The following is a 14,398-nucleotide window of genomic DNA, read 5'->3' on the forward strand; positions in this document are numbered from 1 at the left end:
ATTAATTTTGATGGCGCGGCGGGCGCACTGATCCCGCCGCGTGGTCAATCTCTTGCAGAAAGAGGAGGTAATGAAATGAAAACAGTTGCGAATGCTGCTTCAAATAATAAGCATTTGACATTGTTCGGATTCTTTGCGATCACAGCCTCGATGGTTATGACCGTATATGAATATCCAACATTTGCATCCTCCGGTTTTTCACTTGTATTCTTCCTGATCCTGGGCGGCGTCCTATGGTTCCTGCCAGTCGCGCTTTCGGCAGCGGAAATGGCGACGGTAAAGGGTTGGGATACCGGCGGCGTTTACACATGGTCAGGTAATATGCTGGGTGAAAAATGGGGCTTTGCAAACATCTTTTTCCAATGGTTCCAGATTACGGTTGGATTTGTCACGATGATCTACTTCATCCTGGGCGCGCTGTCTTACGTATTACACTGGGATGCGCTCAACAATAATCCGGCGATTAAATTTATCGGTGTTCTGGTCATTTTCTGGGCGCTGACATTCTCGCAGTTCAAAGGCACTAAGTTTACGGCAAAGATTTCAAAGATCGGTTTTGTATTTGGTATTATGATCCCTGCCATTGTGCTGTTTGCCCTTGCGATCGGCTTCTTTACAACAGGCGGCAAGAGTCTTGTGCCGCTCGATGCAAAGGCGCTGATACCGGACTTCACCAAGCTCGATACGCTGGTCGTGTTCGTATCCTTTATTCTTGCGTACGCGGGCATCGAGGCTTCTGCTACGCATGCCAACGAGATGAAAAATGTAAAGAAGGATTATCCGCTGGCGATCATTATTCTGGTTATTTTGGCGATCGTGCTGAATACGATTGGCGGCACGTCAATCGCAGCGGTGGTACCGGAAAGCCAGCTTGGCCTTTCGACAGGCGTTATCCAGGGATTTGAAGGCCTGGTGCACCACTTCGGAAGCGGTATGGACTGGATTGTAAGCGTAATCGCAATACTGATTGCGGTCGGCGTAATCGCAGAAGTATCCGCCTGGGTGGTCGGCCCCTCCTGGGGTATGCTCGAAGCCGGTAAAAACGGGCTTCTGCCAAAGAAGCTGTCTGAGACGAACAAACACGGCGTTCCGACAAAGTTCCTGTTGCTGCAGGGCGTGATCGTAACGATCTGGGCGGCAGTGCTGACCTTTGGCGGCGGCGGAAGCAATGTTTCGTTCTTTACCGCAATATCGCTGACGGTTATCATTTACATTGTGGGTTATATCATCTTCTTCCTTGCCTATATCAAGCTGGTGAGGAAGCATGGAGACCTGCCGAGGGCGTTTGAGATATCCAAGAAAAAAGGTATCAAAATGGTTATGGCTATCGTTGGCCTGATCGTTTCGATCTTCGCACTTGTGATCTCGTTTGTCCCGCCGTCTCAGCTCACAGGCCCGGGTGCGTCGACACAATACCTGACGATCCTGATCATCAGCTTTGTGGTGGTGGTGTTCGTACCGTTTATTATCTACCACTTTATGAGGAAAAAGAATCCTCTCCCGCCAGGCGTTAAAATGCCTCCGGTGACGGATGACGCTACGGCGGCAGGAACCGCTGCGGCTGGCGCGGCTGCACAAACAACCGCAGGAACTTCGGCTCCGACCGGTAGTGCAGGCCAAAGCGCAAATGCGACGGCAGATGCGGCACGATCCGCAAAAGGGCCGCAGAATCCGCAAAATAAATAGAGTCATTCAGGAAAACCTGAAATAAAACAACCGTGGAAATTTCCACGGTTGTTTTTTCAGTTGCAGCACGTACATTGCACGTAATTTTACTGAATTTGTAATACTACGCCATACAAACGTTGCAAGCTCTCATTTTGTTGCTTCTTGCGTCGTGTTCCATGTCAAACGTTACCTTTTGGCCTTCGTCAAGAGATTTGTAACCCTCTGCCGCAATACCTGAGAAATGTACGAATACGTCCTCGCCGCTTTCGTCGTTTGTGATAAAGCCAAAGCCTTTTTCTGCGTTAAACCATTTTACTGTACCATTATTCATAATTGGTACCTCCTAAAAATTATTTGATATCCGATGTAACAAAAAAACCTCATATTTCTATAAATCATCAAGAACAACGATTTACACAAATACGAGGTCTATCAATACATAAAATACTTTTTAAGTATAACATGGTCGCGTAGAAAAGTCAAATAAATATTAAAACTGGTTTTATTTTTCGAAATAGGGAGTTATTGGACAGAATACGTGCTAAAATGAAGAAAACGGACAGTTAGGGGAAAAAATGGAATATAATCAAAAAACAGACAGAAAAGAAAAAAATTTGAGGGATATGCTCCATCACGCAGGGCATGTTTATAAGGGCAGGGATATGCTGCGGATCAGGACTGAGGGCAGGCAAATTCGCGGAATCGGGCATCAAACATTCATGGATGATATGAACGCTCTTGGAAACGCTTTGTTGGGTTTGGGGCTGGCAGATAAAAATATTGCGATTATTGGACCAACCAGCTATGAATGGCTGGTTTCTTATTTCGCAGTGCTTTGCGGCGTGGGAGCCGCGGTGCCGATCGATAAGGAGCTACAGGATGATGAGATTGCCAATATTATCGCAGACAGTGAGGCCGCCTGCGTCATTTTTGCAGGCGAATACCAGGACACGATGCAAAGCATAGCCGCAAGCCTGCCGGAAGCGATTTGTTATATCGATATGGATCTGCCGGAAGCGGAGGACGATTATTTGGGGCTTTACGGACTGATCGAACAGGGGAAGCAGGAAAGCCGTGGATATGAGCAGCGGGAAATCGACGAAACCAGGATGGCGTCGCTTTTGTATACGTCCGGAACGACCGGGAAAAGCAAGGGGGTTATGCTTTCCCAAAAAAGCATCCTGGCGGCTTCTGAAGGCGGATTAAGCCTGCTTGAGATCGGAAAGGTATGCTTGTCTGTGCTGCCGGTGCATCATTCGTTTGAATGCACACATGGCATTGTGATGATGATTCAAAATGGTACAACGATTTGTATTAACAACAGTTTGCGCTATTTTGCAGATAATCTCAAATTGTTTCAGCCTGATGCTGTATTCCTTGTTCCGTTGTTTATCGAACGTCTCGAATACATGATCTGGAAAGACGCAAGGGAAAAGAACGGGGAAGAAGAGCTTAGAACACTGATTGCAAAGAGCAACGATGAAATGAAACGTGGAATTGACAACAGGGATGAATATTTCAGGGATATCAAAGAATTGTTTGGCGGGAACCTGAAACTTTTGCTCTGCGGGGGAGCGCCGCTTCCGGCAAGACTGATGCGCTCGTTCCGTGAGATGGGAATTATGCTTGTGGTCGGCTATGGGATCACGGAATGCTCCCCCTTGGTGTCTGTAAACGGAAACCGCTGTTATCGGGATGGTTCGGCAGGAGTACCCATTCCATGCTGCGAAGTGAAGATTGTGGATGCCGACGGGAATGGAGAAGGCGAAATTTGGGTAAAAGGCGATAATGTGATGCTTGGTTATTATAAAAACGAACAGGCGACACGGCAGGCGATGAAAGATGGATGGTTCGATACCGGCGATATCGGACATTTTGACGAAGAGGGTTTTTTGTTTGTAACCGGGCGAAAAAAGAACCTGATCGTTTTATCGAACGGAAAGAACGTTTATCCGGAGGAGATTGAAGATTTTATTAAGCAGCGGATTCCTTACATCAGTGAAATCGTTGTCTATGCGCCGCTTGTGAATGGTATGAATGAAAAGAGGCTGTGCGCCGAGGTGTATCTCCAGGAGGAATATACGGCGGGAAAGGAGGCTGAAGAAATCAGGGCAAAGCTTGAACAGGATATTCAGAAGGTAAACCGCCAGCTGCCTGCGTTTAAAAGCATACAACAGCTTAAGATCCGTGACAGTGAATTTGCGAAAACAACAAAGAAATCAATCAAACGGTTTTCAATCTGAGAAAAATAGCAGGCAACGGAAATGGTTCCCGTTGCCTTTTTTGTATACTTTTTCTGCTTGACATATATCACAATGTGATATATGATTATATCATAAAGTGATATATCGCAATGAGATATAAGGGGAGTGATTGCTTTGGATTTCAAAAAAGCGGAAAAACGGTATATTCCGATGAGCGAGACGATGTTTTACATCCTGTTGTCCCTGCGGGAGGAACGGCATGGGTATGGCATTATGCAGCATGTGGAAGAGATTACAAATGGCAGGATCAGGCTTGGCGCGGGCACGATTTACCAGAGCATATCAAAGCTGCTTGGCGACGGTTTGATTTGCGCGACCGGCGAGGACGATCGCCGGAAGAGTTACGTGATCACAGAGCTTGGAATGCGGATTTTGACCGGCGAAGCGCGCCGGATCAGGGAGCTTTATGAGGCGGTGGAGGGGTTGTTATGAAAAGCAAGGATACAAAGGCGGTATGGTGGTCGACATATAAATATGCCGCGCCCGCAGACTGGGAACGCTTTATGGAGAACATGGCGGCAGAGGGCTGGAATATAGACAGGATCAGGCAATCGGATTCTTTCCGGATGGTGTTTCACAAAACACAGCCAAAAAAATATCGATATGTGATGGATCTCAACGCTTTTCCCAAAAAGGGTTATCGAGAGCTTTACGAGGATTTTGGCTGGAAGTTTATGGGCAGGATGGCGAGCATTTACGTATGGCGCAGGGAATATACGGGCGAACGCCCGGAAGCGTTTACGGACAAAGCAAGCCTGGAAAAAAGAAATGCAAACGTTATGAATGTGCTGCGTGCGCTTATCATCCTGATGCTTGCGGGGATTGCCGTAACGACGATTGCATACGCGGCGTTTCCGCAAAGCTTTACTGACTGGATCGATTATGTGGCGCCGGTTGCGATCTTTGCTGTGATGGCGGTTGTGCTGGGGGTATTCCTGCGAAAAATATATAAAAAGAGGGACGAATAAAAAATACCGGCGGACATCCGCCGGTATTTCTTATTACGGTCAGGGATTCTGTTTCAGCCATTTTTTAAACTTGCGGTCCTCAAGAGCAAGGTAACCGCTCTTCAAAAATGGAAGGAAGTTCCACAACCAGTTGAAAAAACCATAGCTTGCGAAGGGATAGATAGACCGCTTTTCTTTACGCACCCCTTTGATGACGGATACCGCCACCTGCTCCGGCGTTTGCGTCGGAAAGGGAAGGGGTGCGGCGTTTGCCGCGCGCTTGAAAAAATTGGTTTTGGTCGATACGGGATAGACGGTGGAAAGGATTACGTTATCCGGTTTTTCAAACGCATAAGCGTTCACAAAGCCGTCAATCGCGTATTTGGTTGCGGAATAGAAGGCAAACCCGGGAATTGCGACCTTTGCAAGCGCGGAATCCGTAATCACGTAATGCAAGCGTTTTGAGCCTTGCAGCTCCAACAGCTTTTGGAGCGTATAAACGGGCGCAAAAGTATTTGTCGCGTAAATCGCTTCCATTTTTGCCCAGTCTGCCGGACCGATTTTTCCATAATAGGCATAGCCCGCATTCGCAAAAAAAACGTCGATCCCGCCGAGCCGTTCCATACAGTCCGTTAGCATGGAGTCAATCGCTTCGGGCTTTGACATATCGTAGGAAAGGGCCGTTACATTCGCAAGGCCAAGCGCGGTAATACTGTCCGTATGCCGCGCCACGCCGATAATCTGCGCCCCCGGAACCGCCGCAAGATGCTCAAGGAGCGTAAGGCCAATGCCGGAGGAAGCGCCTGTGATCACGATTTTTTTATTGTTAAATTCCATTCAGAACAACCTTCTTTCAAAAAAAACGTTCGATGTCCACACCGTTTTCGCTGAGCCGCAGGAGAAATTCCTCACGGTAAATAATGTTTGCGTTAAAACGATAATTCTTGATTGTCGTCTCCATAAAAAAAGTGTTTTTTGTGACGACAACCCGTTTGATATCTTTATAATAAACCTGTTTTTTGACACCAAACATGGAGGCAGTAATGATAAATTCGTCGTAGACCTTGATGCGCCAGACAAGCGCCAAAAGCAGGACGGGTACGCCGCATGCGGCAAGCACCGACAACAGGACGATTTTCAGCGCGTCAAATGCCTGCCAGATCAAAAATAGCAGGAGCAGGCAGCCGAGCACCGAAAAAAAGACGACGCCAAGCCAAAGAAAGATGCGCGGATAACGCACGGTAAAATCCTTATGCGGATCAATCACGCGCACAAGGGGATGCTTGTTTGCATAAATGATGAAGTTGATTCCGAGCGCGACGAGTACAATCAGGAGCGCGCCCTGCCAAATCTGCATCATGAGGCAAGTTCACCCGTTCCTTTCTTTTTGCGGGAAGTGAGTTTTGGAATGATGAGCGCAAGCACAAAGGTGCCGACAACGAGAGCCCATCCGCCGATCATAATATACTGCAGGTCATAGCCGCCGTAAGGCGTCATGATGTTGGACACAAGGAAGCTTGACGCAAGGAAAATAAACACAATCGGGCACAGGTATTTCAAAAATACGTTCCACCATTTTCCAATTTTGATTTTAGTGGAGCTGTTGATGTACTCGCGCACCTTGTTGATCCCAAAAATCCATGCTACGGCTATCGTCTCAAAGATACCCATAAACAGCAGGTTGCCCTCGTTTACAAAGTGGTCGATGATATCAAGCCAATACATACCCGCGTTGGTCGCGAACAGCAGCGCAAGGATAAAGCACGCAAGACAGGTTCCATAGAGCGCCTTGCGGGGCTTGATTTTAAATTTATCGGAGACCGCTGTAGAAACCGCCTGAACAATCGAAAACAGGGAATCGATTGCAAGGGCAAACAGCATGATAAAGAACAGGAGCGAGAAAATGACACCGACCACATGCCCGCCCGGGAATACGGAAAGCGCCTGCGGATAGGTCACAAACGCAAGCATCACGCCCTGGTAGTTCATATCCGCGATGGGCGTACCGCTCTGGAAGGAAAGGTATCCAAGCGTGGAAAACACCACAAAACCAGCAAGCAGGCTGATTCCCATGTCGGCAAGGCCTATGACAATGCTGTCTTTGGGGATGTCGCTGTCCTTTTGCAGAAAGCTGCCGTAGGTGATCATCAGCGCGAATAAAATACTCATACTGTAGGCGACCTGCCCAAATGCAGCGCGCCATACGTCAAGGTTGCCAAGCGCAGACCAGTCCGGCGTAATGTAATACCTGATTCCTTCGGAAGCGCCCGGCATACTCACTGCCTGCACACACATGATAATCAGGATCACAACAGGAATAATGACGATCCATTTTACAATTTTTGCCATCTTTTCCACACCCTTGCGCATGGCGACGATGACAACGATCCATGTAATCAAAAGGCCGATCAGCACCGGAAGGGAAAAGCCCTGCAACTGTCCCGGATTCTGTGAAATCTGCAATACGGTATCGTTGAAAAAGCCTGCGGGATCGCCGCCCCATGCCATTGTGAAGGAAGCAAAGATATAGTTTACAACCCATGCAACCAACGCGGAATAATATGCCGCAACCACAAAGGCGATGATAATTCCCGCCCAGCCGATCCACTCAAAATTTTTGTTCATCTTGGCGAACGCGGACGGCGCGCCCAGCTGGTACTTTTTACCGATTGCCAGCTCCATCATCAAAACTGGAATGCCGATTGCAAAGATAGCGATGATATAAGGCAGCAAAAATGCGCCGCCGCCGTTTTGGTAAACCTGCCCTGCAAAGCGCCATGCGTTTCCAAGACCAACGGCAGAACCGATTGCCGCAAAAATAAAATTCGAGCGAGAACCCCAGGTTTCACGTTTCATAAATAGTACTCCCCATTGAATAATATATAAGTGCAAATATGATTCATTATAGCATAAATACAAGTGGGAAATAAAGCTCATACTGCTTGTCAATTCCAACGCGTTATAACAGCACAAAGCGATTGAATGGAAAAGCTTTACGGATACAGCGTTTGCGCTTCTTCTGTTTCAGGAGGCGGACGCACGGCCGGCGCTGAAAAAACAGGAATATCGATTTGGCCTGGATAGTAAAATCATCCGGCGAATGGTATAATTTTCCCATGGAAGAGTATTTGAAACATTGCCATCTGTGCCCGCGGGAATGCGGGGCGGACAGGGCGAACGGGGAAAAAGGAATGTGCGGGGCAGGAGGAGGCGTGAAGGTCGCGCGGGCGGCGCTGCATTTTTGGGAGGAACCGTGTATCTCCGGCGAAAAAGGTTCGGGAACGGTGTTTTTTTCCTGTTGCCCGCTGCATTGCGTATACTGCCAAAACGCGCAGATCAGCAGCGGCGCAGCGGGTAAGGAGATTACGACCGAACGCCTCGCGGAAATTTTTCTTGAGCTGCAGGAACAGGGCGCGCACAATGTCAACCTGGTAACGCCTACGCAATACGCGTTGCAGATCATAAGCGCGGCAAAGCTCGCGCGGCGCGCAGGACTGCGGGTTCCGTTCGTTTACAACTGCGGGGGATATGAAAGCGTATGGGCACTGAAAATGCTCAAGGAAACCGTGGACGTTTACCTCACGGATTTCAAATATATGGACAGTGAGCCTGCAAAGAAATATTCCCATGCGCAGGATTATGCAGGATATGCCAAAACCGCGCTCGCGGAAATGGTAAGGCAGGCAGGCCGCGCTGTTTTTGGCGCAAACGGCATCCTGCAAAAAGGCGTGATCGTGAGGCACCTTATGCTCCCGGGGCAGCTGCGGGATTCCAAAGCGATTGTAGAATATTTGTACCGTACCTACGGGGACGACATTTATATCAGCCTGATGAACCAGTACACGCCCATGTCCGGCGTGCCGGAAGAGCTGCGGCATAAGGTAAAGAATGAAGAATACGAAGAACTGATCGATTTTGCGGTTGATTTGGGTATCGAAAACGGATTTGTGCAGGAAGGAAATACGGCTGAAGAGAGCTTTATCCCTCCGTTTGACCTCACAGGCGTCGAACTCCACAACTAAAAGGGGAAATCAAAAAAACCGCTTAATAAAGCGGATTTTTGATATGTACTACTCGTGGTGATACAGCTGTTTTTTGTTGCTGTAGTCTCGATTCATACGCTTTTTCAAACGCCAATCGATTGCACCTGTTCTAAAAATTGCTTGGCGACGCGCGGGGAACGCCCGCCGCGTTCAAGGGCATAGATTTCCGCTTGGCGGTATAGCTCCTGTTCGTCCATATCAATACCGTAAAGCTCTGCCAGATAGGAGACGATGGAAAGATACTGCGCCTTATCCGGACGGGAAAACGTAATGGTAAGCCCAAAGCGGTCTGAAAGCGAAACGAGCTGCTGTACGGTATCGTTTGCGTGAACCTCGTCTCCCTCGCGGTCAGAAAACGTCTCGCGCACAAGATGCCTGCGGTTGCTGGTGGCATAGACCGCAAGATTGCTGGTGCGGGCGGAGACGGAACCCTCCAATATGGCCTTCAGCGCGCCAAAATCATCATCGTCCTTTGTAAAGGAAAGATCGTCAATAAACAAAATAAATTTCAATGGATTTTTTCCAAGGCTTTCGATCAGCGCGGGAATTTCACGCAGCTGTTTTTTTTTGATTTCGATCAGCCGCAGCCCACGCGGTGCAAATTCATTTGCAACGGCTTTTACGGTAGAGGATTTCCCTGTGCCGCTGTCCCCGTACAACAGTACGTTTGCCGCAGGTTTGCCTTCAAGCAGTGCAAGCGTGTTGTCGATCACGCATTTGCGCTCCCAGGAATATCCGGACAGGTCCGAAAGCCTCGTTTCGTCCGGATATCTGACCGGCACGATGCGGCTGCCGGAAACGGTGAACATATGGTATTTGGCAAAAATACCATAGCCATGGGTGCGTATTTTATCCATGCGTTCCATATATACGGCGGTAAAGTCCTTCGCGCTGTTATCCCAGTCCGGTAAAAAGCCTTCATAAGGAATCACGCGCCGTACGTCAGCGCTTTTGATGCTGCCAAGCTCCTGTAATATGGCAAGCTCAGCCTGCAGGCAAGCTTTGAGCGGTGCTTCTATCGTCTTTTCCTGCGCGCATTTGAGCATATATAAATTTTCATCCTGCAACGCGTAGTCCAGAATATATGCGCCAAAATCAGTCCCGTGGGCAAACAGGGCGGAGCAGAAATCTGCATAGAGGCCCACGCTTACGGCTGCATCGCCTTTTTCAAGCGAATCCGTAAGCATAAGGAATCGTTTTGTTACGCCGTCTCCGAGGATGCTGCGGAACAGAACGAGCGAACGGAGCTTCAATGCGATTTCGTTAAAATTTGTCATTTTTTGCACCTTCTTATTTTTCTCGATCATTAAATCCGTTACTATTATACAATCCGGGCTCAAAAAAATCAAAAGAAACCGGATGTGTCTCATATATTGGCATCAAGCATAGGAGGGATAAAAACATGGCAGTATATGGATATATGAGAGTATCCACAAGGGAACAAAATGAAGGCCGTCAAAGGGACGCGCTGGAAAAGTATGGAGTGCCGCAGAAAAATGTGTATCTTGATAAGCAGTCGGGCAAGGATTTTGTACGCCCGGCATATCTGCGGATGCTTTCGCGTCTGAAAAAAGGAGACCTGCTGGTCGTAAAAAGCATTGACCGGCTGGGCAGGAATTATACGGATGTGATGAAGCAGTGGCGCACGATTACGCAGAAAAAAAGGGCTGATATCAAGGTGCTGGATATGCCGCTTCTGGATACGACGCGTGAGAAAGACCTTTTGGGAACGCTGATTGCAGATATCGTTTTACAGCTTTTGTCATTCGTAGCGGAAAACGAACGCTCCAACATCCGCCAGCGTCAGGCAGAGGGAATTGCCGCCGCAAAGGCGCGGGGGGTAAAGTTTGGAAGGCCGCGCGCGTGCCTTCCGCAAAATTTCCGTGATATCTGTGCGAAGTGGGAAGCCGGAAGTATTTCCGCAGCGGAAGCGGTGCGCGCGGCGGGCATTCCGCAAAGCACCTTCTACCGGAAGGCGCAGGAATATAAAAAAAGCGACGCATAACAACGCCACAAAAAAACCTATCATTGAGTCTCAAATCATTGTATTTGGCCAGTCTCGAAAACATTGATTGACCAGTCTCGAATGTTTCTAAAAACGTATACTTTTTTGTAACCAGTGAGAATCGCATGAAATTCTCATCTGTCTTTTATTTTAGCAAAATATATAGAAAAATCAAGCCTTTTTTTCCGAAAAACACGATTCCCAAAAAGTATAACTTTTGAGAAATGAAGGAGGAGACAATGAAACAGTTTCGGAAAAAAATGGCGGTCATCGTAGTGATTGCGCTGGTGATTACCGCTTTGATCCCGGTGGGGGCGTTTGCGGCAACCACCGTACCGACGATCCAGACGCAGCCGAGCGCGGCAAGCGCGGCCATTGGATCGCCGGCTACGTTTACAGTAGCGCTTGACGAGTCGGGCGGCCCGGCAGCGGCTGCCTGCACGTTCCAGTGGCAGGTGCAGAAGGCCGCAGACGGCGCGTGGGAGGATATCGATACGGTAGGCTCGGGCGCGAAGACAGCGTCCTACACAACGCCCGCGGCGACTGAGGAGATGAACGGCTGGAATTACCGGTGCGTGATCATAAACACGGCAACCGGGCAGCAGACCACGTCCGACGCGGCGGCGCTTACCGTAACAGGTATCCCGTCTGAACCAACCAACCAGATTCCGCAGGTCACAGTAGCGGCTGAGCCGGCTGACGCAATCACGGGTACGGGCGTAGTGGAAGGCACGAAAACCGCGCTTACGGCAAATGTGGTCGTAAAGCCGGGCAGCCAGCTTTCCTACCAGTGGAAGGTAAACAAGAACGACGAGGGCGCAGTAGCCTCTCCTGTAAACTGGCAGGACGTTGCGGGCGCGACGGACAAAACGCTTACGCTCACGGCTCCGGCAGTGGACGACACCAACGACCAGTACAAGTGCGTGGTGACAAACGAGAGCTATCAGGGCGTGCAGGGCGAATCCGCTGCGGTGACACTGAAGGTAACGGCTGCCCCGGCGGTAAGCGACGTCCCGGTGATATCCGCGAACGGTGAGCCGAAGGATATTACAGTCCTCGAAGGAGAGGGAGCCACCTTCAGCGTACAGGCCGAGGTCGCGACGGGCGACGCGCTTAACTACCAGTGGCAGATCAGCACGGACGGCAGCAACTATGGAAATATCGCGGGCGCGACGAAAGCAACCTATACGGTTGACAAGACGACAACCGCGATGAACGATTACAAATACAAGTGTGTCGTTACCAACAGTAAGGACATATCCAAAACAGTCACTTCCGCAGTGGCGACGCTGACGGTGGTGGCGCTCAGCCCAATACCGGTGATCGACGCGCAGCCGGAAGCACTGACCGTAGTGGCGGGCGAAAACGCAAGCTTCACCGTAGAGGCGAGCGTGAACACAGGCGACGCGCTTTCGTACCAGTGGTTTGTACAGGTAAACTCCAGTGGCGCCTTCGCATCCATGAAGGGCGCAACGCAGCCGACGCTGGACCTTGGCGCAGCGACACTGGGGCTGGACAACAACTCTTATAAGTGCGAAGTAACGAACAGTGCGGAATCGTCAAATAAGGTGACTTCCAATGCGGTAGCGCTTACCGTTTGGGATGTGGATAACGTTCCGGTAATCATAACGCAGCCCGTTGGCGCTGAGATCAAAGCGGGCGAAAACATTGAGTTTTCTGTGGAAGCAGAGATCGCGGCAGCAGGCGCGACGCTCGATTACCAGTGGGAAAAATCCACAGACGGCGGCAGGACGTTCAGCAACGTCAGCGATGGCGGCGTATACAGCGGAGCGACTACCGATACGCTGGCAATCACAGCGGCTGCCGGTGTGGAAACAGGACTTTACCAGTGCAAGGTAACGAGAAATTCAGGAACGGAAACAGTGACCTCGGACGCTGCAAGGCTTACTGTGGTTGTCCCGAATGTTCCGGTTATCAGGACACAGCCCGTGGATGTAACGGCAGCGGCAGGCGAGACGGCTACCTTCTCTGTGCTTGCTACGGTGGAACCGGCTTCCGGCCTGACCTATGAGTGGAAGGTGAAAAAGGGCAGTGGTGGATTCGTTACCATAGACGATGAGACGGACGCAACGGCTGCAACCTATGTTACGGTTCCTGTCACAACGGATATGAACGGCTGGAAATACCAGTGCACGGTTACAAACAACAATTATGCCACAAGCGCAACAACCTTTGAGGCTACGCTGACTGTAACCGACGCGAAGCCCTCGATTGACGTAAATCCGGACAGTGGGCTCACGATCGATAAGGACGCAGGCTATGTATCCGGCTTCATGGCGGGCACATCGGCAGCAAGCGCGCTCAGGGCCGGCGATATCGCGGTAATGTTTACAGTGCCTGTAGAGGCAAGGAACGCGGCGGGTGAAACGCTTGCAGACGGCGATACGGTCGGAACGGGCTGCACGGTAAACCTCGTGGCAGCGGACGGCACGATCATTGATACGCTTACCATCGTCATCAAGGGCGACGTGGAAGGAAAAGGCTTCGTCAGCATCGGTTCGCTCGTAGTGATGTCGAACGACATGACGGGCAGCGCTCCTTTGAGCGGCGCATACTTTGCGGCAGGCGATATGAACGGCGACGGCAGCATCACGATTGGTGATATCGTTACCGCTTCGAACATCATGCTGTAAGAAACTGCAAAAATAAATTTGGAGGATGAACAGAAATGAATAAAAAGAAAAAGATTGTTTTATCGATCGTGCTGGCGGCTGTGCTGGTAATGGCGATGAGCGTTACCGCGTTCGCCGCGGCTCCCTCGGTGAGCGTCAGCAATCCTTCGCCAAACGTTGGCGATACGGTTACCTTTACAGTGAGCTGCCCGTCGGACGTGGCGGGAATTCAGGGAGATATCGCAACAAGCGGACTGCAGTATGTCAGCAGGACGACGACACCTGCAGGTATGGGCGGAGAAAATACGCTTGTCACACTTGGCAACTCCGCTTCCTACACCTATAAGGTAACAGCTGCGGCAGGGGAAACAGTGAGCTTCGCTCTCTCCAATGTGATTACGGCAGACGTTGACGGCAATGAAACCCCGGAAACGGGTACGTTTTCCGCCACTGCGACGGTAGCGGCACCGGCAGAACCGACTTCGCAACCAACAGGTCAGCCGACCAGCGATCCGACGGAAGAACCGTCCGCAAGCGCGAGCGCTTCGGCAAAAGCCGGCGGCCTGGACGATGTGCCGAAGACGGGCGATACGACGACAGATATCATGCTGTTTGCGGTGATCGGCCTTGCAGCAGCGGCAACGGTCGCAATCGTTGCGGGTAAAAAGGCACTTTCGCATAAATAAGCCATTCAATAGAAATACAGGCAAAGTACACTGAGATACATACACAGAAAGGCGGGAGGTTTCCCGCCTTATGTGTTTGGGTGGCGGCTTCCGCCACCTTACATGGAGAACAAAAGGAATGAACGAATTGAAGGATGACAACGCTCAGAAGG

The 14,398-nt window shown here is 50.1% G+C and carries 13 protein-coding genes; 8 read left to right on the forward strand and 5 right to left on the reverse strand.

Annotated features, from left to right (window positions below; translation table 11 throughout):
* Positions 1–75 precede the first annotated feature (75 nt).
* Entirely contained in the window at positions 76–1,686 is a 1,611-nt protein-coding gene (gene gadC, locus CHK_RS08545; protein ID WP_082103470.1) for a glutamate:gamma-aminobutyrate antiporter, read from the forward strand.
* Between the two features lie 103 nt (positions 1,687–1,789).
* Here gadC and CHK_RS08550 read toward each other — a convergent pair whose 3' ends face one another.
* Positions 1,790–1,999, reverse strand: a complete 210-nt coding sequence (locus CHK_RS08550; RefSeq protein WP_046443621.1) for a cold-shock protein — start codon at positions 1,997–1,999, stop codon at positions 1,790–1,792.
* A gap of 244 nt (positions 2,000–2,243) precedes the next feature.
* On the opposite strand from CHK_RS08550, the gene CHK_RS08555 reads away from it, so the two are divergent.
* From CHK_RS08555 to CHK_RS08565, 3 genes are all read left to right on the forward strand, one after another.
* Positions 2,244–3,911: an AMP-binding protein gene (locus CHK_RS08555; RefSeq protein ID WP_046443622.1), complete on the forward strand. Its 1,668-nt coding sequence runs from the start codon at positions 2,244–2,246 to the stop codon at positions 3,909–3,911.
* A gap of 171 nt (positions 3,912–4,082) precedes the next feature.
* Positions 4,083–4,364, forward strand: a complete 282-nt coding sequence (locus CHK_RS08560) for a PadR family transcriptional regulator (RefSeq protein WP_200896524.1) — start codon at positions 4,083–4,085, stop codon at positions 4,362–4,364.
* Complete coding sequence (locus tag CHK_RS08565; RefSeq protein ID WP_046443624.1) at positions 4,361–4,900, forward strand: DUF2812 domain-containing protein; 540 nt, start codon at positions 4,361–4,363, stop codon at positions 4,898–4,900. The genes CHK_RS08560 and CHK_RS08565 overlap by 4 nt, the downstream gene beginning before the upstream one ends.
* Before the next feature lie 39 nt (positions 4,901–4,939).
* Here CHK_RS08565 and CHK_RS08570 read toward each other — a convergent pair whose 3' ends face one another.
* From CHK_RS08570 to CHK_RS08580, 3 genes are read right to left on the reverse strand one after another with little or no spacing between them, the layout of a single operon-like run.
* Complete coding sequence (locus CHK_RS08570; RefSeq protein WP_046443625.1) at positions 4,940–5,716, reverse strand: SDR family NAD(P)-dependent oxidoreductase; 777 nt, start codon at positions 5,714–5,716, stop codon at positions 4,940–4,942.
* A 16-nt stretch (positions 5,717–5,732) separates the two neighbouring features.
* Positions 5,733–6,239 carry a DUF6560 family protein gene (locus CHK_RS08575; RefSeq protein ID WP_046443626.1) on the reverse strand — a complete coding sequence of 169 codons (507 nt, stop codon included), beginning with the start codon at positions 6,237–6,239 and terminating at the stop codon, positions 5,733–5,735.
* A complete protein-coding gene (locus CHK_RS08580) occupies positions 6,236–7,735 on the reverse strand; it encodes a sodium-dependent transporter (protein ID WP_046443627.1) in 1,500 nt (499 codons plus the stop codon). Before CHK_RS08580 ends, CHK_RS08575 begins: the two co-directional genes overlap by 4 nt.
* 215 nt (positions 7,736–7,950) lie before the next feature.
* On the opposite strand from CHK_RS08580, the gene CHK_RS08585 reads away from it, so the two are divergent.
* The gene (locus tag CHK_RS08585) at positions 7,951–8,901 is read left to right on the forward strand and encodes a radical SAM protein (RefSeq protein WP_330379229.1); all 951 of its coding nucleotides are present in this window, start codon (positions 7,951–7,953) and stop codon (positions 8,899–8,901) included.
* A 104-nt stretch (positions 8,902–9,005) separates the two neighbouring features.
* Here CHK_RS08585 and CHK_RS08590 read toward each other — a convergent pair whose 3' ends face one another.
* A complete protein-coding gene (locus tag CHK_RS08590) occupies positions 9,006–10,199 on the reverse strand; it encodes an ATP-binding protein (RefSeq protein ID WP_046443650.1) in 1,194 nt (397 codons plus the stop codon).
* A gap of 125 nt (positions 10,200–10,324) precedes the next feature.
* Here CHK_RS08590 and CHK_RS08595 point away from each other — a divergent pair, with 125 nt between their 5' ends.
* The 3 genes from CHK_RS08595 to CHK_RS08605 all read left to right on the forward strand — a co-directional run bounded on the left by CHK_RS08595 (position 10,325) and on the right by CHK_RS08605 (position 14,246).
* Entirely contained in the window at positions 10,325–10,927 is a 603-nt protein-coding gene (locus tag CHK_RS08595; protein WP_046443628.1) for a recombinase family protein, read from the forward strand.
* A gap of 239 nt (positions 10,928–11,166) precedes the next feature.
* Positions 11,167–13,581, forward strand: coding sequence for a hypothetical protein (locus CHK_RS08600; protein ID WP_046443629.1), 2,415 nt, complete (start codon positions 11,167–11,169; stop codon positions 13,579–13,581).
* Positions 13,582–13,616: 35 nt separating this feature from the next.
* Entirely contained in the window at positions 13,617–14,246 is a 630-nt protein-coding gene (locus CHK_RS08605; RefSeq protein WP_046443630.1) for a hypothetical protein, read from the forward strand.
* Positions 14,247–14,398 lie beyond the last annotated feature (152 nt).

It is taken from the genome of Christensenella hongkongensis (assembly GCF_000981035.1).
Lineage (GTDB): Bacteria > Bacillota > Clostridia > Christensenellales > Christensenellaceae > Christensenella > Christensenella hongkongensis.